Source organism: Paenibacillus sp. IHBB 3054 (assembly GCF_051594305.1).
Classification (GTDB): Bacteria; Bacillota; Bacilli; order Paenibacillales; family Paenibacillaceae; genus Paenibacillus_AQ.
The window spans coordinates 77,732-102,580 of record NZ_JBOFBG010000019.1 but is presented as its reverse complement, the minus strand read 5'-3'; the positions used below and the strand labels follow the sequence as shown (position 1 = coordinate 102,580).

24 protein-coding genes are annotated in these 24,849 nt (G+C 48.1%); 17 read left to right on the top strand and 7 right to left on the bottom strand.

What is annotated here, in order from left to right; all coding sequences use genetic code 11:
- Positions 1 to 21 precede the first annotated feature (21 nt).
- The 4 genes from ACQ76X_RS20430 to ACQ76X_RS20415 form a co-directional block, all read right to left on the bottom strand.
- Positions 22 to 990: a hypothetical protein gene (locus ACQ76X_RS20430; protein ID WP_438495660.1), complete on the bottom strand. Its 969-nt coding sequence runs from the start codon at positions 988 to 990 to the stop codon at positions 22 to 24.
- Positions 991 to 1,040: 50 nt separating this feature from the next.
- Entirely contained in the window at positions 1,041 to 2,033 is a 993-nt protein-coding gene (locus tag ACQ76X_RS20425; RefSeq protein WP_438495659.1) for a hypothetical protein, read from the bottom strand.
- Positions 2,023 to 2,931: a helix-turn-helix transcriptional regulator gene (locus ACQ76X_RS20420; protein ID WP_438495658.1), complete on the bottom strand. Its 909-nt coding sequence runs from the start codon at positions 2,929 to 2,931 to the stop codon at positions 2,023 to 2,025. Before ACQ76X_RS20420 ends, ACQ76X_RS20425 begins: the two co-directional genes overlap by 11 nt.
- Before the next feature lie 156 nt (positions 2,932 to 3,087).
- Positions 3,088 to 3,276: a hypothetical protein gene (locus tag ACQ76X_RS20415; RefSeq protein WP_076111252.1), complete on the bottom strand. Its 189-nt coding sequence runs from the start codon at positions 3,274 to 3,276 to the stop codon at positions 3,088 to 3,090.
- 194 nt (positions 3,277 to 3,470) lie between these two features.
- Between ACQ76X_RS20415 and ACQ76X_RS20410 the strand changes: the two genes are divergently transcribed.
- The 6 genes from ACQ76X_RS20410 (at position 3,471) to ACQ76X_RS20385 (ending at position 10,056) form a co-directional block, all read left to right on the top strand.
- On the top strand, positions 3,471 to 3,635 hold the full coding sequence (locus ACQ76X_RS20410) for a hypothetical protein (protein ID WP_179091764.1): 165 nt from the start codon (positions 3,471 to 3,473) through the stop codon (positions 3,633 to 3,635).
- Positions 3,636 to 3,914: 279 nt separating this feature from the next.
- Positions 3,915 to 5,228, top strand: coding sequence for an ABC transporter substrate-binding protein (locus tag ACQ76X_RS20405; protein ID WP_438495657.1), 1,314 nt, complete (start codon positions 3,915 to 3,917; stop codon positions 5,226 to 5,228).
- Positions 5,225 to 6,922 (top strand): methyl-accepting chemotaxis protein, encoded by a 1,698-nt coding sequence (locus ACQ76X_RS20400; RefSeq protein ID WP_438495656.1) that lies wholly within the window; start codon positions 5,225 to 5,227, stop codon positions 6,920 to 6,922. Before ACQ76X_RS20405 ends, ACQ76X_RS20400 begins: the two co-directional genes overlap by 4 nt.
- A gap of 210 nt (positions 6,923 to 7,132) precedes the next feature.
- Complete coding sequence (locus ACQ76X_RS20395; protein WP_438495655.1) at positions 7,133 to 7,975, top strand: methyl-accepting chemotaxis protein; 843 nt, start codon at positions 7,133 to 7,135, stop codon at positions 7,973 to 7,975.
- Between the two features lie 42 nt (positions 7,976 to 8,017).
- Entirely contained in the window at positions 8,018 to 9,238 is a 1,221-nt protein-coding gene (locus ACQ76X_RS20390; protein ID WP_438495654.1) for an outer membrane protein assembly factor BamB family protein, read from the top strand.
- 164 nt (positions 9,239 to 9,402) lie between these two features.
- Positions 9,403 to 10,056 carry a M48 family metallopeptidase gene (locus ACQ76X_RS20385; protein ID WP_438495653.1) on the top strand — a complete coding sequence of 218 codons (654 nt, stop codon included), beginning with the start codon at positions 9,403 to 9,405 and terminating at the stop codon, positions 10,054 to 10,056.
- 48 nt (positions 10,057 to 10,104) lie between these two features.
- Here the strand turns inward: ACQ76X_RS20385 and ACQ76X_RS20380 are convergent, their stop codons facing one another.
- Positions 10,105 to 10,980 (bottom strand): GNAT family N-acetyltransferase, encoded by an 876-nt coding sequence (locus ACQ76X_RS20380; RefSeq protein ID WP_438495652.1) that lies wholly within the window; start codon positions 10,978 to 10,980, stop codon positions 10,105 to 10,107.
- Between the two features lie 192 nt (positions 10,981 to 11,172).
- Between ACQ76X_RS20380 and ACQ76X_RS20375 the strand changes: the two genes are divergently transcribed.
- The 9 genes from ACQ76X_RS20375 (at position 11,173) to ACQ76X_RS20335 (ending at position 20,626) form a co-directional block, all read left to right on the top strand.
- Positions 11,173 to 12,258 (top strand): DUF4367 domain-containing protein, encoded by a 1,086-nt coding sequence (locus tag ACQ76X_RS20375; RefSeq protein WP_438495651.1) that lies wholly within the window; start codon positions 11,173 to 11,175, stop codon positions 12,256 to 12,258.
- Between the two features lie 228 nt (positions 12,259 to 12,486).
- Positions 12,487 to 13,668, top strand: a complete 1,182-nt coding sequence (gene alr, locus ACQ76X_RS20370; RefSeq protein WP_076111245.1) for an alanine racemase — start codon at positions 12,487 to 12,489, stop codon at positions 13,666 to 13,668.
- A gap of 212 nt (positions 13,669 to 13,880) precedes the next feature.
- Complete coding sequence (locus ACQ76X_RS20365) at positions 13,881 to 14,162, top strand: CopG family ribbon-helix-helix protein (protein WP_076111276.1); 282 nt, start codon at positions 13,881 to 13,883, stop codon at positions 14,160 to 14,162.
- Positions 14,163 to 14,165: 3 nt separating this feature from the next.
- Positions 14,166 to 14,516 carry a type II toxin-antitoxin system PemK/MazF family toxin gene (locus ACQ76X_RS20360; protein WP_038586937.1) on the top strand — a complete coding sequence of 117 codons (351 nt, stop codon included), beginning with the start codon at positions 14,166 to 14,168 and terminating at the stop codon, positions 14,514 to 14,516.
- Between the two features lie 166 nt (positions 14,517 to 14,682).
- Complete coding sequence (locus ACQ76X_RS20355; RefSeq protein WP_438495650.1) at positions 14,683 to 15,291, top strand: TetR/AcrR family transcriptional regulator; 609 nt, start codon at positions 14,683 to 14,685, stop codon at positions 15,289 to 15,291.
- Between the two features lie 285 nt (positions 15,292 to 15,576).
- Positions 15,577 to 16,785, top strand: coding sequence for an MFS transporter (locus ACQ76X_RS20350; RefSeq protein ID WP_438495649.1), 1,209 nt, complete (start codon positions 15,577 to 15,579; stop codon positions 16,783 to 16,785).
- A gap of 184 nt (positions 16,786 to 16,969) precedes the next feature.
- Positions 16,970 to 19,168 (top strand): Tex family protein, encoded by a 2,199-nt coding sequence (locus ACQ76X_RS20345; protein ID WP_438495694.1) that lies wholly within the window; start codon positions 16,970 to 16,972, stop codon positions 19,166 to 19,168.
- A 185-nt stretch (positions 19,169 to 19,353) separates the two neighbouring features.
- Positions 19,354 to 19,893: a hypothetical protein gene (locus ACQ76X_RS20340; protein ID WP_438495648.1), complete on the top strand. Its 540-nt coding sequence runs from the start codon at positions 19,354 to 19,356 to the stop codon at positions 19,891 to 19,893.
- A 388-nt stretch (positions 19,894 to 20,281) separates the two neighbouring features.
- Positions 20,282 to 20,626, top strand: coding sequence for a DUF1648 domain-containing protein (locus tag ACQ76X_RS20335; protein ID WP_438495647.1), 345 nt, complete (start codon positions 20,282 to 20,284; stop codon positions 20,624 to 20,626).
- Between the two features lie 200 nt (positions 20,627 to 20,826).
- Here ACQ76X_RS20335 and ACQ76X_RS20330 read toward each other — a convergent pair whose 3' ends face one another.
- Positions 20,827 to 21,750: a ketopantoate reductase family protein gene (locus tag ACQ76X_RS20330; protein WP_438495646.1), complete on the bottom strand. Its 924-nt coding sequence runs from the start codon at positions 21,748 to 21,750 to the stop codon at positions 20,827 to 20,829.
- Positions 21,751 to 21,898: 148 nt separating this feature from the next.
- On the opposite strand from ACQ76X_RS20330, the gene ACQ76X_RS20325 reads away from it, so the two are divergent.
- Positions 21,899 to 22,450: a TetR/AcrR family transcriptional regulator gene (locus tag ACQ76X_RS20325; protein WP_438495645.1), complete on the top strand. Its 552-nt coding sequence runs from the start codon at positions 21,899 to 21,901 to the stop codon at positions 22,448 to 22,450.
- Positions 22,451 to 22,652: 202 nt separating this feature from the next.
- On the opposite strand, the gene ACQ76X_RS20320 is transcribed toward ACQ76X_RS20325, so the two are convergent.
- Positions 22,653 to 23,681 (bottom strand): polysaccharide pyruvyl transferase family protein, encoded by a 1,029-nt coding sequence (locus ACQ76X_RS20320; protein ID WP_438495644.1) that lies wholly within the window; start codon positions 23,679 to 23,681, stop codon positions 22,653 to 22,655.
- A gap of 375 nt (positions 23,682 to 24,056) precedes the next feature.
- Here ACQ76X_RS20320 and ACQ76X_RS20315 point away from each other — a divergent pair, with 375 nt between their 5' ends.
- Entirely contained in the window at positions 24,057 to 24,839 is a 783-nt protein-coding gene (locus tag ACQ76X_RS20315; protein WP_438495643.1) for a TetR/AcrR family transcriptional regulator, read from the top strand.
- Positions 24,840 to 24,849: the final 10 nt, after the last annotated feature.

Sequence of the window (24,849 nt, the reverse complement as noted above, 5' to 3'; positions counted from 1 at the left end):
GTCAAGCGTACCTGCTTCTGCTCAGCGTAGTCCAATATCGTGAAAACGATTGGCAATGGGTTCACGCAGCAAGTGACGGATCGATTGAATGGCGGCGGTTTCGGCTGCCTTGGCATCGTCGAATAAGGTTATTAGTTCTTTTAACCCGGAGGGCGGGAGAGGTTGCGTATGAAGTTCAACCTGCGTGATCACCTCGAATATTTCCGACAACCGGGTATAATGTGCGGCGATCTCTTTTGCAGCTGGCCAGTACGCCAGGACTTCCTGTGCATACTTTGCCGCATCTTGTTTGGCAGCAGCGTAGACAAAGAATGTTTCGGCGGCTCCTTCAGCGTCATAGCCGCCGGAACGAAGTGCTTCTACAATGGCATCATAAGCCGCAAGCCCGCATGCATAACCGGACTCCGGCAGCATGATGTCATGGGTTTCCGCTTTGAAGACCGCTTGTATGAAAGATTCTTTAATGGCCTGCAGCACATCTATCTCGATCTGCTTCTCGTAGACCTGATAGTAGACATACGGAGATAGATTCCTCCCCAATTCTAAGTAGGGGAGTTCCTGGCAGGATTCGACTACCCCGTCCAAATAATAAAATAGCTGCTCTTGTTCATGGTATCCGTTCACAATAACAAACCGGTCTTTCCATACCACTGCGCCCGTTCCGCGGTCAATGCATGCTTTGATATCAGAGATGGCCTGCTGCTGGTAGAGAGGAAAGGTAGGTGTGAAATTAAATCCGCCCATTTGGGAGGCTGTTACTCCAATCAGGTCACAAGCTACAAGATGCTCCGCCATCCAATTGTAGGCTGTGGCCGAATCGGAATGGAGCTGCCTGTGAACGGAGAAGCGGAAACAGGCAGCCGACATTCCGGACAACATACATTTCGGCAAAGTGAACCAGCCTTTCTCTGTTAAAATACCGTATAGGGCATCTGTAAACGAATGTGATTCCAGGCGGTATTGAAGCGAATGGAGAATGACTTTACTCATGAATAAATTCCTTCTTTCCGCCGTTCTTGTTCATGGCCTGCTCTAAAATATTACCTTGCCGAATGTGCGCCCCATCTGGGCACAATAGAACGTTTGCGGTCAGGGTAACGTTCGGACATAATCCGGACCCGTTCCATTGCGCGTTCTTCAAGGGCCTCAGCTTTGGCCAGCGCTGCACATAATGAGGCTTGACGGTGCTCCGCCAGTTGACCTGTTTCATGAAAGGAGGGCAGAGACACTGCAAGTTCTTCCGTCATTAGGTCTGCCAATTCACTGTATATGTGATGAACTTCATCCAGTCCCGGGATCAGCTGATGTACTTCCTGCAAATAATCCCTGATCTCCCTTCGTGCGTATACGTAGGAATCCAGAATATATGCGGCACCCGAAGAATCATAGTCTCCCAGCTTCAAGGCTTGAATCAGGTATGGATAGGCGAGCCGGCCTGAGGCGATTTCCTTATCCGGCCATGTTTTGTAAGGTGTCTCCCAGTCATAGAGTGCCAGACGGAGAGATTCGAGCACCGCATCCTTCAAGGGAATCTCTACCTGATTGCCGAACACCTGGCAGTACCAGAAGGAGGTGAAGTTGATGCCGAAATTGTCATACAACACCACTTGGCTCTCCCCGGACCAGCCGTCCTGCAGATAAAATACCCTGTCCGCATCATCATAGCCGTGAATTACCCCGAACTCCGGAATCCAGTACAACGCTCCCACACCGGCATCTATGCTTTGTTTGATCCAAGCGATGGCATCCTGCTGATACACTTCGAACGAGCAGTGCCTTGTACGTCCGCCGTCATAGGCCGTGTGAATCCCCAGATTATCAATAGCAGGTGCATGCTCATTTCCCCACTGCCCGTATGCCGTAACCGACATAGGCTGAAGCCTGCGGTGCACCGAGAATTTGAAGGCCATACCGCTAAGCCCGGAGAGCATATACTTCGGTCCTTCAAACCGCTGCGCGGCTGTCAGGATGGCATATAAGGCGTCTGTAAAAGACTTCGATTCACGTTTCATCTGAATATTATTAAGGTTCACTTGGATTCTCCTGTGGATTCAGCAAATCAAGCATCGCTTGGCATCTGCTGCTTATTTTGACTTGCAGCCATTGGGGGGCCAGTATTTGCAGCCATTCTGTAGTGAGCAGATGCTGCACGAACATCTCCGGATCGAAAAAATCGACTTCGTAAATGTCTTTATCTATAGGATGTACCGGAAATCCGAGCCATGATCCTCCTTTGGGCGGAGCAGCCAGGCGGATCTGTGCCGTAAAAGGCTTGAGCTTTCGGACCTGATCCTGCCGCAGTCCGCCGTCGGCTTCTCCATTGAACCGCCGCTCAGTCAGCTTCAAAGAGCGGATGGAGGATAGCCGGAAGTGCTGGGGCGGACTATGTTCTGCCGTCTTGGCAATGACATGGTCATCATCGTAGTGGTTAACAAGCTTCAGCGGGCAGATTTCCTGTTCACCCTCCTGCCCATCATGAACAATTCTTACAACTATACATTCTTTGATGGCATGCTCCAGCAGCTCAATATACTGCAGTACATGTACATTTACCGTGAAAATCGGCAGCTGTGCCTCTGCACCCGGCTCCTGATCATCGGTAAGCCGCTCCAGCAGGCTGCCAATCCGCCGTACTGCCACTCCATTCTCGTAATTATACCGGCTGTAGCGGTAAGCCAAATATTTCAGAATCTGCTTTTCCTGATCGGTCATATAGAGATAAGGAAGCATGAAGCTGTCATCCTCATAGCAATATCCGCGCTGCTTCGCCACATATTGCAGCGGAGCCCGGAGAGAAGAGGCCATGTATTCGATATCCCGCTGAGCCTGGCGCTTGGAGATTTCGAACTGCCCGGCCAGATGATTGCTGTTCGGATAACGTCCCGCCTTAATCTGCTGGTCGAACCATTGAATACGGTGGATATGGCTCAAGTAAGACGCTCCCTTTCATGATTATGGGAATCAGAGCTTGGCCCTGTGTTTGTTTATTTCGAGTATAAGGAACCCGGCGGAATGAAACAAGGATGCCTGCACCTGTCTTATGCATATGCGCATAAAAGAGAGAGGCATCCCCGACTAAGGATACGCTTAGCCTGTTATAGCATCAACTTTGACTTGCGGCGCTTTACTGCACCGCTTGCATACCTTAATTCCGGTTCCATCACTCTTCACTTTTGGATAGAGCAGCTTAATGCGCGTAGTTTCACAGATCGGGCATGTCCCCCGGCCCCGTGACGGCAAGTTCCAAAGTACGCGGCCCCGTTTTGTTTTCGGCATAATCTTGAACCTCATTTCACAGTTTGAATGGTACCTTCGTAGTATAAAACAAGAGGTACGACATAAAATGTCGCACCTCTTACAAATCTAGATCCAAATAAATGAAATAAAATACAATATTTATGCTCTTTTTTATATAAATGAATTAATTTCCCCTATATACTTAGCTGAATCTACTGTAAAGGAGAGTTTGGATGAACAATATCATCACAATTCTGAGCGTTGCTGCAATAGCTGTCATTATGTTTTTGATGAATAAATATGTGAAGAACAAAAGCCGGATGCGCCTCGTGCTGGCCATTATGTTTGTGCTCTATATTTCTACGTTTATCATCATAGGAATGTTAAAGGATTCATGAAGCTGTCCCCAAAACTGGATACATATTAAGATGAGGAGTCCGTGCAGAGTGCGGGCTTTTTTTGTTAAAAGATAAGAATTTATATGCTTCACGTTATAATTTATCCTTCTATTTCTCGCTGAAACGGATACCGTCCTTTTGAGGACGGCGAAGCCGTTTCCATTTATCTGTTCATAAAGCAGAATCACTTTCCGATAAAGAAAACAGTTGTTGAGTATGCAAAATACTACATTATTATTGTTTATTCGACATCATTAGATAGATAGGGCGGTGGCTTTTATGAGGGGAAAGAAAGCATGGGGGTTATTGAAGGTGTGTGGGGTTCTCCTGGTCCTAACAGGAATTGTAGGTTGCAGCAACTCCGGTGACGGAAACAAGGAAGAGGCAGCAGCTCAGGAGGTTACACTGAAGTTTGTGTGGTGGGGGAAAGAGCAACGCAAAGAGGACACGCAGAAGGTAGTTGATTTGTATATGAAGGAGCATCCGGGTGTCAAGATTGTGACGGAGGATTTCTCGGGTACAGATGCGCTGTCTTCTCGTCTGGCTATGGATACGGCTGATCAGAAGGCTGCTGATATTATTCAGGGGGATTATGGATTTATATTCAATTATATTAATCGGGATCTCATTGAACCGCTTGGCCCTTATATTAAGAATAAGAGTCTTTCCATATCGGATGTTCCCCCGGAGTACCTGGCTCCAGGCATGAAAAATGATGAATTATACGCGGTCAATATCGGCATTAATTCAGAAGCTCTGATCTATGATCCGGCATTTCTTCAGGAGGCGGGCATTAAGGCACCTTCCCAGGACTATACAATAGATGAGCTGTACAAGACACTTGTAGAACTAAAAGAAACTATAGATGATCCCGATTTCTATCCGATGGGGAATATGTTTGCTGTGAGTTATTTTCTGAGAACCCGAGGTGTATCCATGTACAATGCGGAGGGAACGGCTCTTGGATATGCTGATGACAAAGATCTGGCGGATTATTTCACCCTCTATAAAAAATGGACAGAGGAAGGATTGATAGGCTCATTTAAGGGAGTCAGCAATGATGAGAATCATCCGGTAATAACCGGGAAGACGGCCTTCTTCTCCGTTTCCAGCAATGCATCGACAATCTTGAGCAGCAAGGCAGGAAGAACCATCAAGCTGCTGCCGCTGCCGAAGGCCGGGGACAAAGAAGGGCGCTTTATCAAACCCTCCATGTTCCTCGCGGTGTCGTCCTATTCTAAATATCCGGAAGAAGCGGCCAAATTCATTGATTTCTTCATTAATAATGCGGCAGCCAATGACATTCTGAAGGGAGAACGGGGAGTTCCTGTTTCCACTGTGATTGCTGCACAGCTCTCCGGCAAGCTGGATGAAGGGGGAAAACAACAGTACGAGCTGCTTGACTATCTCAAGACTCATTCATCCCCAATCGATCCTCCTGCTCCAAGCAGCGCCTTGATTGCTGACAATGCCTATAAAATCATCCTGGAACGTGTGCTGGACGGCAGCATAACCCCGGAACAAGCAGCTAAGAGTTATCGGGCAGAAGCCACCTCAATTCTGGACACAACAGATAAGGGGGCAGCGAAATGAGCAGACTCAGAAACATGACGATTAAAAATAAATTATACGGCGGGTTCGGTCTGATTCTGATCCTCCTGCTGGTTGTAGCCTTCACCAGCTACTTTTACCTTTCCAAGGTCAATGATACCTACACACAACTTCTGACGAACAAATCCCAATCGGTTCAACTGATCAAGGATTTGCGAATTGCAGTGGAGCAGGAAAGGGCAAGCATCAGCGGTTTCCTGATTGATGGAGATGAGTCCAAAGTAGCTGACTTTGAGGGAGCGAAGAATCAGTTCCGCACTGCTCTTGGTCAGCTGAAATTGCTCACTACCGATCGTGATGACAAACAAATCCTCGCCGGACTCGATCTCCTGCAGGAGCATTACAGCGGTACTGCTATGCAAGTTATCGACAGTAAAAAGCGGAATAACAGCGATTATCTGGAGATCCTGCAAACGCAGGGACCTGTTCTAAGTAAATTCAGCAGTACGGCAGAACGGTTTGTTAAGCTTCAAGAGGAGGAACTGGAGCTGGAAGCTAATACAACCTTCAGTGATGTATCGGCTACTAAGAAGCTGGTCATTGCATTGACAGGCGCAGCCTTGCTTCTGGGAACTCTGGCCGCGGCTCTGATCAGCAGGGCGATCTCGAACCCGATCCAGAAGCTCCAGAAGATGGCGGTTCAAATTGCCGGAGGGGATCTGCGGAATACCCTGGTGGAGATCAAGAATAAGGATGAGATTGGGCAATTGGCTGAGGCCTTCAATAACATGGGCAACCACTTGCGTGATCTGATCCGGGAAGTGGGCACGAATGCGGAGCATGTTGCCGCCTCATCGGAAGAGCTGACAGCCAGCGCGGAACAAACGGGACAAGCTACGGAGCATGTTGCGTCCATTACGGAGAAATTAGCAGAAGGAGCGCAGACGCAGGTGAACAGCATCGAAGCCAGCGTTGCGCTTGTTCAGAAGATGGATGGAGAGGCCGCGCAAATTGCGGAGCGTTCCATTCATGTCAAGGAATCGGTGGATGTAGCATCCGACCTGGCCACCAAAGGGATTCAGGCGGTTGAATCAGCAATTCACCAAATATCGGCTGTATCAAAAAATGTAAGTGAGGTTTCAGGAGTGGTCAGCACCTTGGCCGAAAGCTCCAGAGAAATCGGCGAAATCATTGCGATTATTACGGATATAGCGAATCAGACGAACCTGCTGTCGCTAAATGCGGCGATTGAAGCAGCGAGAGCAGGAGAGCATGGACGGGGTTTTGCTGTAGTAGCCAGTGAGGTGCGCAAGCTTGCGGAGAAGACTGCAGAATCCGGGAAACGCGTCTCTGAGGTGATTCATTCGATTCAATCGGAGACAAGCCGGACCCTCGTAATAGTCAGTCAAGGGGAGAAGGAAGTGGAGGCCGGCATTTATGCCGTCCAAACCGCCGGGCAATCCTTTGCCGAAATCGAAGCCTCCATACAAGAAATCAATGAACAGATTGGAGGCGTCTCCGATGCTTCCCAAGCAATGTCGCATGAAACTCATGAGCTGGTAGTTGCCTTTGAGCAGATCAACAGGATCACATTGGCCTCCTCCGAGGGGACCTATGACGTATCTGCCTCGGCGCAAGAGCAGTTGGCCAGTGTGGAGGAAATTGCAGCGGCTTCAAGAATGCTGTCTGAGCTTGCTCAAGAGCTTCAGGAAAGTATTTCGAAGTTTTCAGTCTAATCAATGTATCGTTAAGAGGCCAATTTCCCGCAGAAACGTTACCTTCTCTATTAAGAGGGTAACGTTTCTTTCTGGTTTCATAGTTTTATCTAATTATGGCAGGATAAATACGCAACAGATCAACCCAAAAGCAAGGACTAAATGCCTTGTCGGTTGCATTTTCCTTCATGCTATAATGATCTAAAATCCTGTATTGGGAGCTGTTGTGTCGTGAAGAGTCAAAATGAAATAGAGATTGAACAATTACTGGATGCTTTGAGAATATCGTTGCCGCTCGTGCAGCGCTTGTTTCCGCTGGATGTCATGTTCGCATTAGCCGATTCGGACAAGTTCATCTATTATCTGCCGGGGAATGAGCTGGATATCCGCATTCAAGAGGGAATGCCGGTTCCGCAGAATGGCGGGATCCGAAGATCGCTGGACACCGGCGAGACGGTTAGTGCAAATATTCCGAAGGAAATCTACGGGTTGCCCTTCAAATCTTCGTCCATGCCGATTCAGGGGCAAGATGGGAAGGTTATCGGTGTTTTTACCATTGGGATCAGCCTGCACAATCAAGAAACGTTAAGCGATGCGGCCAATACTCTGGCAACAACCTCTGAAGAGATAAGCTCCACCTCCGGGGAAATAGCCGGAACCGCTTCTGATTTGGCGAATACCGTAAGCGATCTTAAGCTGCTCGGCCAGAAGGTTGTCGAAGAACTGCATAGTACGGATGAGATTTTGGATTTCATCAAAAAAGTGGCGGACAACTCCAATCTGCTGGGCCTGAACGCCGCAATCGAAGCTGCACATGCCGCCGAGCATGGCCGGGGATTTGGGATAGTAGCGCAGGAGATTCGAAAGATGTCGGTCTCCAGCGCCTCCTCTGCCAAAGAAATCGCCAGCATCCTGCAGGCGATCAAGAAGAACATTACCCTGATGGATGCAACCCTGTTGGATTGTCTGGCACAGAGCGAGCGCCAGGCTGCGGCAACGGAGCAAATCACCGCGTCCATGCAGCAGTTAGCCGCTTCTGCAGTGGAGATCGAAAAGATCGCCCGCCTGATCTAACCCGGTCCTGCCTGTTCATACCTTTGATATGAGGAGAAAAGAATGAAAAAAGCAATGAAGCTCGTGTGCGCGCTTATCCTTATCTTTGTTTCACTTCAATACCCGCCGGCTTCTGCAGAAGCCGTGAACCCCTCAAGCCAGAAGGAGCAGAAGCTGGAGAAACAGGGGGAGATCCAATTTGGCATCTCTTCAGTAGAATATAATTACCTGGGAACCGTGAATGGCCTTATGTATTTCAAGGTGCCGCTATACGGCCATAATCCCCGCAATGAGAAGGGTCAAATGCTGCAGGAGTACATAGTGGCGGTCAATCCCCAGACCTTTACGATCCAATGGAAGCTCTCCATTTATGGGGGATATAAGTTAGGGGCCGGGGTGTTTTTTGATCAGGCTGGGAATCTCTACGGCGTAGTTGCTGCGGGTCTGAAACAGTTCTCCAATGAGACTTATCTGTATTCTATCAGTCCTAAGGGGAAGCTGAATTGGCAGGTTTTATTTCCTGAGAATGTGCAAATCTACGGATTGGCCAACAACCGGTTAATCGTATACGATGATTCGAGAGTCACAGCGGTTAATCTCAATGGCACTGTTGCCTGGAAGAAGGATTTGAGCAAGATCAAGGGGCTTGCTTCCAATTCTATCCGCACGGTGGTCTTGAATGAGTATTTGACGCTGAACTACAACAATGAGGGACGGGCTTTATCTTTTGATGTGATCGACTGGAATCTGAAGAAAAAAATGAGCTATCCCCTGAACAAGAACTGGACGGTGGAGCAGGTGGAGAAGCTGAATCAAGAGACGTACATTGCCAAAGTAGCTGAATCCAAGACGAAATCCCTGCTCGTGGCCGTCGATAAAACAGGGAAACAGAAATGGACAAAGTCCATAGACCCCACCACAGACGCCATTTATATCGTGGACGGCAAATTGTTGTTCGCCAATAATACGGGATTCTATGCAATGAACGCCGCCGGAGAGCAGCTGTACCATTCTGCACTGAACCCATTAGTGAGTAATGCAGCCTACCGGTTAAGAATAGACAGCAAGTACATTAACATCTCTCCTAAGCACACAATGAACACTGAAACCGCCCTGACCGTTATGGACCGGAAAAGCTATGCATTAGTATATTCGTTCGCCAATCCCCTGGTAATAGAAGAGTCGCAGCCGGGCGTAACTTATGATGATCTGTTTTTCGCGAATAATAGATTCTACATGATCTATGCTTACCAGCTGATCCAGCTTGGATTACAGCAAGAGTAAGCCCGCAACGTTCTATTCATTAATGACTTTGGGTAAAGAAGAGTCCACCGTGGACTCTTCTTTATTTGTGATGTGTGAAGAGGGGCGCACTATGAAACTCTGTATGCTGTGCTGGCAAACATGTTACAGTGGAGGAAAGAATATTTATAGAAGCGATGGTGGCTATGCAGATTCAGTTACAGGATGAAATGATTCAAATCCATGTACAGTACGCGAAGCGGAAGAAGATCTCCCTTCATATAGATGCAATTGGGTTGATTACGGTAAAAGCCCCTAAGGGGACAAGCAACGAAATGATTTTGGGCGCGGTGGAGCGGCACGGCGAATGGATTCTGGACAAGCTGCGCAAGGGCCGGGAGGCACGGCAGGCACCCAAGGCGAAGGAATATCAGGAGGAAGAGAAGTTTCTTTACCTTGGAAAGGAATACCCGCTGCATGAATTGATTAACATCGGTGAATGGGATGCGGAGAAGCTGAAGCTGGAACTCAAGAAGTTCTATTTTGCCCGTCTGAAGAAGATTGTCGCGGAACGGATCACCGTTTATCAGAATCAGCTCCGGGTAAAACCGAAGACGATCGAAATCGTTGAATCCAGAACCAAGTGGGGGAGCTGCAGTGCGGACAAGAAACTGACGTTTAATTACCGCCTGGCGATGGCCCCCGTCGAGGTTATTGATTATGTGATTATCCATGAGCTGTGTCATCTGCTGCATATGAATCATGACCGGTCTTTTTGGCGCCGCCTCGGGAGTGTCATGCCGGATTACAAAGAGAAGGAAGAGTTTCTGGCCCGGTTTGGGCAATTCATGACTCTCTAAACATAGCAGATCCCGGGGTTGCGGCTGACTCGCCCTAACTTCCAGTTTCTAGGCGATAGATGTAGCTGGATGCTTCATGTGGGCCGGAAATGAAGAGTTGCCGCAGGTTCTCACAAATAAGCCGCCCGGGTAAGGTGTGCTTTCTGCTTCAATCCCTATGTAATCCGGAGTAAAATGAAAAACTATTTTTTCAGTTTCACTGCTGGCCAGCTTAGCCAAAACAGCTTGAATATCAATGGCTTTCGTAAACACAATGTCGAAAATATTCAGCTCCTTGCCTTCCTGCTTGCAAATAGCTAATACGTCCTCGTTCTCCAGGTAATAGAGGTCGTCACTGAAGACGTTCAGGCAGTAGAACATCAGCAGCCCGAGCGTGCCGTCTGTTCCAAAACGCCGGGATACCGGCAATCGCTGCGCTGCGAATGTGCGGATAAAGTTTAGATCATCCGGCTGAGTCCCGTCTAATTTCCGGATCCCCGCGGAGTCGGTGCTGCCTGAAGTATAGTCGATAGAGAAGAGCTGCTCCTGCGCCGGGATAAAGCCAAACCTCGGATAGAAATCGAGCACCGTATCATTGGCAAAAAGGTACATAAAATCAACCTGATTCGCATACTCCTCCACTACCCTATTCATCAGACTGGCAGACAAGCCCTTATGCCGGTAATCCGGATGCGTCATTACGGTTCCGATCTGGATCGCCTTTTTCTGCTGGCCGTCAATGATCAAGTCCAGCACATTGACTGAAACATTCGCAATCACCTGCTCATCCTCGATATAAGAAAAAGGAATATACCGTTCATTCCAGAACCCTTCCTGATACCACTGTTCGAAGCTTATTCCAAAGCTGCTGGCGGCAAGCCCGGACAGGCTCTTTCGGAGCACCTCATTTTCTCTGTAATCTTTCCTGAAAATAAATCCCTGCATAACTTGTACCCCCTTCAATAAGCGTTGCCTAAAACAATTCTGCACGTCCGCAGCCAGTTCCTTTATTGAATCGTCCATACGGCTAATTCGAACCTCTTGTCATGCTTGTCATGCCCGTCTGCATATTGCGGTGTTGTCCCTCATAGACATGTACTAATCAATGCATTCAAAACAGGTTAAGGGGATGATGTCATGCGCCGGATAACATGGGTACTCGCGATCATAATGAGCGTGGCCCTGGTGCTCGCGGGGTGCGGGAAGAAGGATGCCGCTTCCGTAGTCAAGGATTTGAACAATGTGTCTGACAAGCTGGAGAGCAAGCAGGGGGCCTACCAAGGTGCCGGCACGATGACCCTGTACACCGGCGAACAGCCGCAGGAGTACAAGGTGGAGGTGTGGTACAAAAATCCTTCCTACTACCGGATTAGCCTCTCCAATGTCCAGAAGGATGTAACGCAGATTGTTCTGCGCAATGATGAAGGGGTATTCGTGCTGACACCGAGTCTGGGCAAGAGCTTCCGCTTCCAGAGCGATTGGCCGGATAGCCAAGGCCAGGTGTATTTGTACCAGACACTGCTCAACAGTATCGTCTCTGACAACAACCGCCAGTTTACGGAGGATGGGGACAACTACGTGTTTGAAGTGGCGGCAAATTACCAGAGCAGCGCACTGGTGCGCCAAAAAATATGGCTGACCAAAAAGACCTATGAACCGAAACAGGTGCAGGTCTCCGACTCCGAGGCCAAGGTTGTGGTCGATGTGAAGTTCGACAGCTTCAAGTTTGATCCGGAGCTCAATAAGGATTCTTTTGATATGCAAAGAAATATGGCAAACGGTACTCCTTCCGAAAGCACAGTAGCCGAGGTTGATGAAGACGGCAATCCGGTGGCTGCACCGGAGGACAAAGAACAGGGGGATCAGCCGGTTGCTGCGGAGCTTGGTGATTTCGGCATTATTGAACCGGAGTATATTCCTGCCGGTGTAGAATTTAAGGACAGCCACAAAATCGAGGACAGCAAGGATCATTCAGCGATCCTCCGTTACGACGGGATTTACCAGTATACGATTATGGAAGCCCGTCCGCTGGACCACACGGTATCGCTGGTTCCGGGAAAGGTAATTGATCTTGGCTTTACCGCAGGGCTTCTGAGCGGCGATGAACAGCTGACTCTGACCTGGATGAACGACGGCGTGGAATTCCGCATTACCAGCGCGAACCTTCCGAAGTCCGAAATGATGCAAATTGCCGCTTCTATGGCGGAACAATCGGGTAAGTAATATTCAGTAGGCGGATACTGCGCATTGTGGGAGCCCATTCCTCTACAATCTGTATCCGCTTTTTACTTATTTCTGCCGTTAACCGCCCCTTTGGAGGACCAATCAGCAAGATAGCTGTACTTACATTGACAGCCGCCTTCCATTAGCATTACCATTGGCAGTAAGACTTGTGGTTCCATACGACAATCACAGAGATGTTTTACTACAATGTAAGAAGGTGACCCTGAAGTGCAAGTAAGCTATCGACCTACAGTAGCCGAGATTAATCTGGATGATCTGCGTGCCAATTACGAAGCCTTTCGTGCGGCCTTGCTGCCGGAGACTAAATTTATGGGATGCGTCAAAGGAAATGCGTACGGCCATGGAGCAGTGGAAGTGACGCGGGAGCTTGAACGACTCGGAGCGGATTATGTTAGTGTAGCCTTTTTGGATGAGGCATTGGAGCTGCGTCAGGCGGGAATACTAATTCCTATTCTGGTGCTCGGCTACACCTCGCCGGAAGGAATAGCCGTTGCCTGGGAGTACAATATAACCGTAACACTGTTCACACCGGATGTACTGGAGGCAATAAGAAGGCTTCCTATAGATCCGGAGCACCGGCTGAAGGTGCATATCAAGATCGACAGCGGGATGGGAAGGCTGGGATTGCTGCCGGCTGACGCGCCCGGTTTCATCGCTGAAGTGCATTCTGTAGCGCAGGCGGAGCTGGAGGGTATGTTTACCCATTTTGCCAAGGCAGACGAAGAAAACAAAAGCTATACACTGATGCAGTACCGGCGGTTCATGAGCGTGGCGGAAACGCTTCGGGACAGAGAGATTGAAATCCCGATCATACATACGGGCAATAGCGCTACGGCCATTGATACACCTCTTCTATCCAGTAACATGGTGCGTGTAGGCATAAGCTTGTACGGTTTTTATCCATCGGCAGAGGTAAGCCATACAAAGGTGGCTTTACATCCGGTAATGACGCTGAAGACGCAGGCGGTTTATGTCAAAACCCTGCCGCCCGATTGGGGCATCAGCTACGGCACCCGTTACTTCACTGACAGCGAAGAGATCATTGCTACGCTGCCTGTGGGGTACGCAGATGGATATTCCCGCATGCTGACAGGCAAAGCGGAGGTGCTAATACGTGGACGTCGCGTTCCTGTCGTCGGAACGATCTGCATGGACCAGTGTATGGTATCGCTCAAATCTTTCGCTGAAGAAGCGGAACAAATCAAAGCAGGCGAAGAGGTTGTACTCATCGGAAGCCAGGCTGGCGTGTCCATCACGGCAGACGAACTGGCACTCCATCTGGGAACGATTCACTACGAGGTAATCTGTATGCTGGCCCACCGGGTGCCCCGCGTATATGTGCGTGAAGGTGCTACTCCGAACCTGGTGAATCCCCTGCTGCAGGCTTGATGTTCTTACTGTGTAACTTTTACAGGAATCGATAAAGGGAGCTGAACCGTAAAGACCTATGTGACTTATGGTCTATACGAACCGCCATTTCTAGTTTATAATGGGATGCAGCATACTTGATATACTGGTTGCATATATTCCTTGTATAAAATTCCTTGTATATTGTAACACTGAAACACAAGGGCAGAAGGTTTGTGGGGGTGGAAGAGAAGGTGGCCAATTTGCAGAACACCAAAAGAATTATGATCAGCTTGCCCGATCATCTCTTACAGGAAGTGGATGGGATCGCTCAATTGGAGAACTCTAACCGGAGTGAATTGATTAGGCAGGCCATGAAGCTGTATTTAAGCGAACGGAGGAAACGCACCATTCGTGAGTCCATGCAGCGGGGCTATATGGAAATGGCCAAGATCAATTTGACGATGGCATGCGAGGCCTTTCTCGCTGAGGAAGATGCAGACAGTACTCTTGGCCGCTTAGTAAGCGGGGTGTAGATATTGATCGTTAAACGCGGCGACGTTTTTTTTGCCGACCTTTCGCCGGTTGTAGGTTCAGAACAAGGCGGAGTACGGCCGGTACTGATTATTCAGAACGATATTGGCAACCGTTTCAGCCCGACGGTGATTGTGGCAGCCATCACTGCCCAGATCCAGAAGGCCAAACTGCCGACGCACGTGGAAATTGATGCGGCAGCCCACGGCTTTGACCGGGATTCCGTTATTCTCCTCGAGCAGGTTCGGACAATTGACAAACAACGCTTGACCGATAAGATCACCCACCTTGACGATGATACAATGAAGAAGGTGGATGATTCGCTGCAAATCAGTCTTGGCCTGATCGATTTCTAAATCAGGCTGGGCTACATAGTATAGAATGTGTAATGGAGGCACGTCCGGTGTATAATCCGGCGTGCCTTTTTAATTGTATGGAAACTGTATACGAACCAGTGGCTTAAATGTCTTCACTTTAAACAATAGCTATGCTACAATTGGACCGGACGGTCGGGTTAAGGAGGTGGTCGGAATTAAAGGACGTTCTGACGGAGAAGAAACGAAAAAGCGGATAGTGCTAAAGGCAACACAGTTATTTGTTCAGAAAGGTTTTGCAGCGGTGACCATGAACGAAGTCTGTACGGCGGCCAAGGTGAGCAAAGGAAGTTTATATCACCATTTTCCGAGTAAAGATGAACTGTTTCTATATGTAGTAGAAGACGATACCGAGCAGTGGCTCAGCGATTGGGAGCAGAAACGGAGCGGAATCAGCGGCATCGAGGAACGTTTCTATGCATTAGGCGAGCATTATGCGAATGATTTTCAGAATCCGCTAATCCGCGCGCTTGAGGAATACGCCAGATCCCGGCCTCATTCAGAAGAGGTTCAACAGCGTCTCTCCCGGCTCTACGAATCGGCATCGCAAGCCTGCCGCAATCTGCTGCAGGAGGGTATGGACACGGGGTACCTGGTCAAGGGCAACCTGGACAATTACGTAATTATTGTAAGCGGCTTGCTGGAGGGAATCAGCAGAGTCAGCGAGATTACAGTTCTGGCCAACGCGCCGGAGGATATCATGGAGTATTACCGGGATGCCATACGGCTGCTGCTGCAGGGGATACGTACCGGATAGGCATTGAGAATAAGCGTGCCTGTGAAGACAGAGCACTGCAGTGAAGCTATACGCAGGGGCCGGTTTTATTTTATTGCAGGTTTGAGCCCAAAAAATCAGTTTGAGGAAGGCGTTTTTATTTACCCTCAATTAGACCGGATGGTCGGTCTTACGTGTCTTATTTAAGATTTTTCATTTGTGGAATAAAAGGTATGGCAACTGACGGATAAGCGGATATTTAACTATAAGATAAACAGAATTACCCCTACTTGAAGATTTGGTTGCGGGAATACGGAGGTTATTGCAATGTCATTACTGCTAAGAAACCGGGGCGCTATGCTGCTCCTTATGCTGAATATTTTTCTGGCGTTTACAGGCATCGGACTGGTTGTTCCGATAATGCCTACTTATATGAATGAGCTGCACATCGGAGGCAGTGTTGTCGGGTTGCTGGTGGCAGCCTTCTCTGTAACTCAGTTGATTGTGTCGCCGTTTGCGGGCAGACTATCGGACCGGATGGGCCGAAAAAAAATTATCGTCGCCGGACTGATTGTTTTTTCACTCTCGGAGCTGCTGTTCGGGTTGGCAAATGCGCCCTGGCTGCTGTTTGTATCCCGAATGCTAGGAGGTGTCGGAGCAGCGCTGATTATGCCCGCGGTCATGGCTTACGTGGCGGATACGACTTCCACAGAGGAACGGGCCAAAGGAATGGGGCTGATCAATGCGGCCATCACCACCGGTTTTATTATCGGACCGGGAATTGGCGGTTATCTGGCGGAGTTTGGTATCCGTGTGCCGTTCTTCGCAGCAGCAGCAGCAGCGGCTTTGGTGGCTTTGATAAGTACATTTGTATTGCCGGAATCGCGCTCCGTAGCCCAGCGTGAAGCTGTGAAGTCAGCACAGAACGATAAAGAGAGTCTTGTAACTCAACTGGTGCGTTCCTACCGTGAACCCTATTTCATTGGGTTGGTTATTGTATTTGTACTCTCCTTCGGATTGGCGAATTATGAAACGGTATTCGGGTTGTTTGTGGATCATAAATTTGGATTCACCCCTAAGGATATTGCCTTTGTCCTAACCTTTGGCTCTATCTCGGGGGCCGTGATTCAAGTTACGGCGTTCAGCTGGATATTGAATCGTTTTGGTGAAAATAAAGTCATTTCGTTCTCTTTGCTTATCGCGGGCCTGTTCATCTTCCTCACACTGTTTGTACACGGCTACTGGGCCATCGTTGCAGTGACGTTCATTGTGTTTCTTTCGATGGATATCCTGCGACCCGCTGTCGGAACACAGCTCTCCAAATTGGCGGTGGAATCGCAGCAGGGCTTCGTGATGGGCATGAATTCTGCCTATACCAGTCTTGGCAATATTGCCGGTCCGATTGTGGCCGGAGTCCTGTTTGACCTGGATATCAACTTCCCGTATGCCGTGGCTGCACTAGTGCTTGTTCTGTGCTTTGGGCTATCGCTCGCCTCCGCTAAGCGGATGGACCGGCGGGGCCTGCAAATGAAATGATCTGTGGTTCCTGCAGGGATGACAATATACTTCGCAGCAAGCCTTCTTTTTCCGGAGTCAATGAATCCCTAAACTTTGGTAGATAGCCAATTTGTGATACTATTTCAGGTAGGGATTATAAGAACGCAGAACGTGTGCGGAAAGAGGGATTCAATTGGCTGCAGAAAATACGAATGCCGGTACTGTGCCGGATGAAGCTGCTGCGCGGCAGGAGCAGGAACTGATTACCGCGGCGATTGCCAAGGAGCTGGGCATTAGCCTGAAACAGGTGCGTACGACGGTAGGCCTTCTGGATGAGGGGAATACGATTCCGTTTATTGCGAGATACCGTAAGGAAATGACCGGTGAGCTGGACGAGAACGAACTGCGTGATATTGAGGAAAGGCTGGCTTATCTGCGCAATCTGGGTGACCGCAAGAAAGATGTCATCCGCAGCATTGAGGAGCAGGGCAAGCTGACAAAGGAGCTGCATGAGCAGATCCTGAAAGCAGTCAAGCTGCAGGAAGTGGAGGATCTGTATCGCCCCTTCCGGCAGAAGCGCAAGACGCGGGCAAGTGTGGCCAAGGAGAAGGGGCTGGAGCCGCTGGCGAACTGGGTTATGGAACAGCGCCGGCAGGGGCTTCCGCTGGAAGAGGCCGCTAAATATATTGATGCGGACAAAGGCGTGGGGAGTGCTGAGCTGGCGCTGCAGGGCGCGATGGATATTATCGCCGAGAACATTGCCGATGATCCGGTCATCCGTTCCTGGATACGCCAGTACACCGCAAGTCAAGGGGTGCTGATCTCCGAAGCCAAGGATGCTGAGCAGGAGAGCGTATACGAGAACTATTACAGTTACCGTGAACCGGTACACAAAATGCCGCCCCACCGGATTCTCGCCATCAACCGCGGGGAACGGGAGAACGTGCTTAAGGTAGGCATTGAGGTAACTACTGACAAGATTCATGCCTTTATCTCGCGGAAGCTGGTCAAGGGGCCGTCCCCGGTCAAGGAATTGCTCGAGACCGTGACGGAGGATTCCTACAAGCGGCTGATCGCTCCGTCTGTTGAGCGCGAGGTGCGCGGAGAGATGACGGAGAAAGGAGAGAATCAGGCGATTTCGATCTTCTCCGGGAATCTGCGCAGCCTGCTGCTGCAGCCGCCGGTCAAAGGCCGGAACGTGCTTGGCGTTGACCCGGCCTACCGTACCGGGTGCAAGCTGGCCGTTGTGGACGATACCGGCAAGCTGCTGGAGGTAGCGGTCACTTATCCGACGCCGCCGAACAACAAGAAGAAGGAGGCGGCGGCGAAGTTCAAGGAGCTGATTGCCAAATACGGCATTCAGCTGATCGTAATCGGCAACGGCACCGGCTCGCGGGAGACGGAGCAGTTCACCGCCGAGGTCATCGCAGAGATCGGCAATCCTGAGCTGGCGTACCTGATCGTTAATGAAGCGGGAGCCAGTGTCTATTCCGCCTCCAAGCTTGCGCAGGAGGAGTTCCCGGATCTGGATGTGGCCGAGCGCAGCGCCGCATCCATTGCCCGCCGCGTGCAGGACCCGCTGGCGGAGCTGGTGAAGATCGATCCGAAGGCGATTGGAGTCGGGCAGTACCAGCATGACGTCTCCCAGAAGCATCTGGAGGAGAGCCTGAAGGGCGTTGTGGAATCCGCGGTTAACCACGTCGGTGTCGATGTGAATACAGCATCCGCATCCCTGCTGTCCTATGTTGCGGGCGTGAATGCCACAATCGCCAAGAATATTGTGAAGTTCCGCGAGGAGAACGGCAAGTTCGTGACCCGCAAGGCGCTGCAGAAGGTGCCGCGCCTCGGTGCCAAATCCTACGAGCAGTGCATCGGCTTCCTGCGGATTCCCGGCGGGGACAATACGCTGGACCGCACGCCGATCCATCCGGAGTCCTATCCGGTGGTGGACCGCCTGTTCCGTGAGCTGGGGCTGGAGGTAACCCGGCTCGGCAGCAAGGAGGTCGCTGAGGAGCTGCAGGCGCAGAACGCCGAAGAGCTGGCTGCGAAGCTGGATGTCGGCGTGCCTACACTGCGCGACATCCTCGAAAGTCTGCAGCGCCCGGGCCGCGATCCGCGCGAGGAGCTGCCGCTGCCGATCTTCCGCACCGATGTGCTGAAGATCGAGGATCTGGTTCCCGGCATGGAGATGCAGGGAACCGTCCGCAACGTAATTGATTTTGGCGCCTTCGTCGATATCGGAATCAAGAACGACGGGCTGGTGCATATCTCCCAGCTTAGCGGCAGCTTCGTGAAGCATCCGATGGACGTCGTCTCTGTAGGAGACAATGTCACCGTATGGGTCATGGGCGTTGACCTCAAGAAAGGCCGGGTCAGCCTGACCATGCGTCCGCCGCGCAGCGAAGCAGGCAGCGTCAAGTAAATCCAACAGCAAGCCCTCTGCAGGATACGGGACTGACCCCGTAACGCTGGCAGGGGGCTTTTTTTCATCACCAATGGCTGACTGTTGGCTTGCACCCCGAACTAGCCGCTTGCAAAGTAAGTATTGTGCTGCCGTATAACATTATTTATATTAAGAGTATTATACTAAGGGGGAATAGTGGGAGAATGAAAAAGGCGATGATATTGTTGTTGCTATTGGTGGTTGTATTACCATCACAGGCGTTTGCTGCTACATATTCTAATGCGTACGTAGACAAGTATTATTTTGAATCCTACAAAGACAGGGTCAAAGAGGTTAAGGATGCGCAGAAGAACTTAAGTAAAGTCTTGGGTACCGAGGTTACAGCCTTAGCGCAGAAGTCCAAGGTTTCTGCAGCCAACTATAGCAATGCGGTCAAAAACAAGCTGAGCAAGGAGGCTGTCGCCAAGGCTAGAAATGAAATGACACAGGATAAAAAATCACTCGCGGCAGCAAAAGCCAAGTTGTCAAAAACCGTAAAGAGCGCCAAAAAGGAAAGCGATGCATCCCTTAAAGAGATCGCAAATCATAAAACATCTCTGGTCAAGATGATCAAGACTCATTTGGAAGGCAAAGACAAACAAAGCGATGCAGCATTTAATAAGACGCTAAACTCGGAGCTTTCCCAAATAGACTCCAGTTTTAATGCAGCTCTGGAATATTTGCAGAACATTGAGCTTGATTAATCCGCGAAGCGGGAAGCGTCAAGTAAACTAGAAAGCCCATTCCCGGATATACTCCGGCAACGAAAATGGAAGCCTGCTACTGGAGATGATCCGGCGGTGGGCTTTTTGTTAACAGCATCTTCATACATGCATTGCTAGTTGGACTGATTTCTACAACGATCATGTGATGTAGTGTTCGAATGGCCACCGTTAGCACTCTTGCGCTTCGTGTAGGAAGATCCACCTTCTTCTCAGTTTTTTGACAAATAATGATAAAAATCATTTAATCATCTAGAAAGTAATGGTATATTTTTAAAAATTGTGTTCCAGCTGATATTATAAATAACTTGAGTTTTACAAGTTCTCAGCGATCGAATTGGAGTTGAAGATAAAATTTGAGGAGGAACTTATGGTGAGAATAAAAAAAGTCTCATTGCTGGTATCTAGTATGATTACTGTAGTAAACTTCTTGCTGCTGTATATATACTGGGGAGGAATTCCTCGAAGTATCCCTCTACATATCGACTTCAATTCAAATATAGACAGTTACGGAAATAAAAATAATTTGTTTTATTTAGCAGCTTTTGGGATCGTATTAGCGGTTTTGTCCTTTTGTTTTAGCAAAAATGCACCCGTATCCGGTAGCTTTATTTCAAACAAGAGCAAATACTTGATTTTGAGCATTACTTCAATGATCATTTGTAGTTTTTTTCTATTGTATTCGTGTTTAACCATAATTAAGTTTAATCAATGACAGGAGAGGTCCGGTCTACTCCCGCTCTCAACTAACTGTTCTCATAACCATGAAAGCGGCTGTGTGCGCCCATATTTACTGGACGCGGCAGCCGCTTTTGCTTTTATATTCAATGAATCTGGTCCCGTAGATCGTATGCAGAACGAATCTAGTGTTCTGTGAAAATAAAGTCTTAGACTAGAGTCGTTGAGTTAACAACGTTACTGAACATGTATTTCCGATTTGATATCATTTTGACTTAAAAATTTCATTAAATCATTACTCAGCTGCACAATCTCATTGTTAGCATTATTCGCATAATCCGGCAACATCATATCCCTAACCATTTTAGTTCGTAGCCATGTCATAAAGAAAAGATCCAAAAATAAGTTTGGAAATTTAAGCACCATTTTAAGCATTGGAGGATCAATTGAAACGCCAGCTTTTTGTATTGCCCTTAGATACGCTTTTAAAGTGACTGTTATTTTGCGTGCCGTCTTTCTGGTTCTGGCTGTTTTTTTGTCAATTATCTTATTCTCAGAATGCAAAAAGCTCAACATGGCAATGTCTGATACGGAATGTGTTATTAGATACGCTTGCATATCCTTTTTAATAACGTAGGGAAGCTTTGCTGTTTTAAATAATTTTGCGAGGTTTTCTATGCGTTCTGTCACTACACCATTAATTTCTCCAAATGCAGTTGCCACTATAATCTTTGGTGGAAATCGAGCATGCAATACTCCATCTTTAATCTGTCCGCCGAAGCCGGGAAAAGCTGGTAAAAGTCTATCCCCTACGATATCCAGCCACGAAGAAAATCCAATTGAATTACTAGTCATCGTAACTATATTTTTGCTTTGATTATCTTTTAGCGCTAACAACGCTGATTCGGACCGATCATAACGAACGGTAACGAAAATAAAATCGTATACATCGTCATTTTCGAGCGTATCAATGACATTCACTTGTATCGATCTAACTGTACCTTTTTCTTTATATTGCAGGCCATTTTCTCTTAATGATTTAAATCTATTAGAATGTGCAAACAGGCTAACGTCAAACCCTGCTTCAATAAGCTTAATTGCGTACATGCTCCCGATGACACCTGCACCAAAAATTAGAATTCTATCTTGTTTTGCTGACATTAAAACCACCCCTACTTATTAACATTTCCTTTTGATTATCAGACAACATGTTGTATGATGTGATTATAAATCTTCATTATTCCTTGATCAACCATCAGTTTTTTATTATTTGTCGGATGATATTCTTATTCGCTAGTAGGAGGGAAACATGAAAAAGCAACCCCAAATAACGGAGAAAACAAGACAAAAGTTTGTAGAAGTTTTTTGTGAGTTATATAGCCAAAAGCCGATTGAGAAAATTTCGGTTCAGGAAATTGCGAATAAGTCAGGATATAACCGCAGCACCTTTTATCAATACTTTACTGACATTTACGAATTGTTAGACTCTGTTGAAAATGACTTAATGAATGACATGAAAAAAGAATTGGCGAATAAAGAGCTATCGATGCATACGGTTCAAGATACGCTCTATTGTCTGGACAAAAGGGAACATCTCCTGGTTCTTAATGCCCTTTTGGGTGATTATGGAAGTGTCCGTTTTTTAAAACGCTTAAAAAAAGAAATCAGTTTGGATCAATTAGAATTAAACGTTCCGCAAAACCATTCCTTAACGCCATACTTCATTGAGTTTTACCTGACAACTTCCCTTTCTTTATTTCGTCTTTGGCTCCAGCGTCAAAAGGATTTATCGTCAGAAGAATTTTTCAAGTTAGTGGAGAACCTATATTCAAGAGGGATTACGCCCTATTTTAAAGAATGAGTCTGTCATTCAAACCAAATCCATATGTTGTATAACAAACCTACTCTTAAGGGTTTGCATTCTGTAAATAATTGTCTTTTGAATATAAAGGTCAAAATTCGTCAAATATTCCATTCATAACTTAACCCTTCCTTCATGTTTGACAACACTCATCCGCATTTGTAGAATGCCCTTGCCTAGCGCACACATGCTTTGGTTTATTTTAAGATTCCAAAGCATCTTTAAGAAATTGAAGTGAATTATGACGAAATGCACTTGTTTTTGATTCGTCTATATGATGAAAAGTAACATCAGCAATATTTGGAATATTTGATGTATCATAAACATAGCAAGAAGATAAGCCAAACGTATCCAGCAGAGCTATCAGTCTTGAATCCATTGATTTGGGGTCTTGTGGATTATCAGATACCGGGAAAACCAAAAATGGAACCTTATATAAAATGGCAAAAGCAGCCCCATGAAAAGCACTAGTAATAAAATACTTAGCGTGTTTTATGTACCCTACAAATTCCTTCGGACCAACCGTAGCTGCTCCAGCAGTTGCAAGAGATATAATCTCGTATCCGTACTTTTTTGAAAGTGCTTCAGCGTATTCCTGAACCCCTGTAATATCTCGTAAATCATAAGTGAGTATATAGGATTTTTCTGGCGGAGTAGCAGATATATCATCCCATTCGGATTTATCAAGAAGCATTACTGGATCCAATACATGAGTAACCTCTCCATTTTTCATCGTTTTCACAAAAGGGATTGCACTTTTTTCACGAACAGAAACAAAGTCTAAGGAATTAACGTGTGGAGCAAGGATATTTTTTCGATCGGGCCCTATTTCTGCTCCTCCCATGCTTGCTGCGTATGCAATTTTCGTTTTTGATGCTGGAACAAAAGAAAGTGCCATACAGGGTAAAATGTCATCGGAAATAACCCATGGTAAACCCCATATTTGGTCGCTACCGCAAACAAAAATATCGTAATCATCAACACATTCTGCAATATCAGATACTGTATATAAGCGTTCGCTGTGGGGAATGCTTTCGGAAAAAGTCCTAAAATGTTCAGCACCTTTAGCACTTTCATATGCTTGCAAGGTGTATTCATTTAGCCACTTGAATGTAATTTGCTCACAATGAAATCCTAACTTAGCTATAGCTTTTTGCAGTGCATAAGCTCCAAGTTGGCCACCGTAATTATAGTTTTTGTAGTAAAGAGTAATAATTCCAACTCTTTTCATAATAATCTCCATTCCGAACTAAGTCGGCACAAACAGGAATGAAAGAAAAGTGCCGAAAAGTCTACATAAATTTGAATCCTAAAATGATTTCTTTGACTATCCAATTAGCTCAAAAACCGCCGTTTTTGCATCCATCTCACTAAGCATGGTCAGTCTAATACTTTATTTTCTCAGTCTACAACTTTATTTGCTGAGTGTAGCACTTTATTTTTCAGTCTAGCACTTTATTTTCTCCTTACATCTAGTAGACCCGTTGGTCAAGCACTGATTTCTAGGTTGAGCTGGAAATCCTCGAGCTAATCTCTTGTAATTCGCAAGCCGATGTTTTATATTGACATAAGAGCAGGTCAATAATAAAAGAGGTGAACGGACGAGATGACTCCACGCACGAAGGAACAAAACGAAGAGATCCGGCTGCGGCGTCTGGCGCAAATTCGTAAAGCCGCTGCCGATGTGTTTTTGAATAAAGGGCCTTTACTGGAGATCCGCGATGTGGCCGCGCAGGCAGGACTCGGCTATGGCACGGTGTACCATTATTACAGCAATAAGGGCGATTTGCTCTACGATCTGTTATGGGACGCAGTGGAGCGGGCCGGGGGATGGCTGGAGGCTCCGCTAGAGGCACGGCTGAAGGTCCCGCTGGAGGCTCAACTGAAGGCTCCGCTGGAGTTCCCGCGTGCTTCGGCTTCGGGGGAGGCGCCGGCGGGCGGGCATTTCGGCTTGGCTGCTGTGGCGGACACTGGGAACTTGGCTGCCGCGGATTCCCGAAGCGGAAGCCGCGAAACGGCCGCTGCCGCAGAGCTTGGTCCCGTCGCCGCCGCCGGCGTCCGGCTGCTGCAGCTTTGGGCGGAGGACCACGCCCTGTACCTGCTGCATAAGCAGGCCAGTGAGGACTTTGCCTCGCTGCCTGAAGCGCGCTCGGCCCTGCTCTCGGCCGCCTTTCGCCGGGAGGTGCTCGCGCCGTTTGCCGCGCTGCTGGAAACCGGGCATGCGGCGGACGGGGCTGCCGCTTCCGGCGGAAACGCGGCGGGGCCGCCGTATCGGCTACAGCATGCTGAAATGCTGCTGGCTGCCTTGGTCGGCTGCGCCTCGCTTTCGCTTCGCCGCGGAAAGCTGCACGAGGAGGCCAGGGATATCGTCCGGTTTTTAAAATTATAGAATGGATAAG

What these genes read in the sequence shown, in the direction of transcription:
- ACQ76X_RS20430 (WP_438495660.1), bottom strand. Translation starts at nt 990, where the DNA reads ATGAGTAAAGTCATTCTCCATTCGCTTCAATACCGCCTGGAATCACAT.
- ACQ76X_RS20415 (WP_076111252.1), bottom strand. Translation starts at nt 3,276, where the DNA reads ATGCCGAAAACAAAACGGGGCCGCGTACTTTGGAACTTGCCGTCACGG.
- ACQ76X_RS20410 (WP_179091764.1), top strand. Translation starts at nt 3,471, where the DNA reads ATGAACAATATCATCACAATTCTGAGCGTTGCTGCAATAGCTGTCATT.
- ACQ76X_RS20405 (WP_438495657.1), top strand. Translation starts at nt 3,915, where the DNA reads ATGAGGGGAAAGAAAGCATGGGGGTTATTGAAGGTGTGTGGGGTTCTC.
- ACQ76X_RS20400 (WP_438495656.1), top strand. Translation starts at nt 5,225, where the DNA reads ATGAGCAGACTCAGAAACATGACGATTAAAAATAAATTATACGGCGGG.
- ACQ76X_RS20390 (WP_438495654.1), top strand. Translation starts at nt 8,018, where the DNA reads ATGAAAAAAGCAATGAAGCTCGTGTGCGCGCTTATCCTTATCTTTGTT.
- ACQ76X_RS20385 (WP_438495653.1), top strand. Translation starts at nt 9,403, where the DNA reads ATGCAGATTCAGTTACAGGATGAAATGATTCAAATCCATGTACAGTAC.
- ACQ76X_RS20380 (WP_438495652.1), bottom strand. Translation starts at nt 10,980, where the DNA reads ATGCAGGGATTTATTTTCAGGAAAGATTACAGAGAAAATGAGGTGCTC.
- ACQ76X_RS20375 (WP_438495651.1), top strand. Translation starts at nt 11,173, where the DNA reads ATGCGCCGGATAACATGGGTACTCGCGATCATAATGAGCGTGGCCCTG.
- ACQ76X_RS20350 (WP_438495649.1), top strand. Translation starts at nt 15,577, where the DNA reads ATGTCATTACTGCTAAGAAACCGGGGCGCTATGCTGCTCCTTATGCTG.
- ACQ76X_RS20340 (WP_438495648.1), top strand. Translation starts at nt 19,354, where the DNA reads ATGAAAAAGGCGATGATATTGTTGTTGCTATTGGTGGTTGTATTACCA.
- ACQ76X_RS20335 (WP_438495647.1), top strand. Translation starts at nt 20,282, where the DNA reads ATGGTGAGAATAAAAAAAGTCTCATTGCTGGTATCTAGTATGATTACT.
- ACQ76X_RS20330 (WP_438495646.1), bottom strand. Translation starts at nt 21,750, where the DNA reads ATGTCAGCAAAACAAGATAGAATTCTAATTTTTGGTGCAGGTGTCATC.
- ACQ76X_RS20325 (WP_438495645.1), top strand. Translation starts at nt 21,899, where the DNA reads ATGAAAAAGCAACCCCAAATAACGGAGAAAACAAGACAAAAGTTTGTA.
- ACQ76X_RS20320 (WP_438495644.1), bottom strand. Translation starts at nt 23,681, where the DNA reads ATGAAAAGAGTTGGAATTATTACTCTTTACTACAAAAACTATAATTAC.
- ACQ76X_RS20315 (WP_438495643.1), top strand. Translation starts at nt 24,057, where the DNA reads ATGACTCCACGCACGAAGGAACAAAACGAAGAGATCCGGCTGCGGCGT.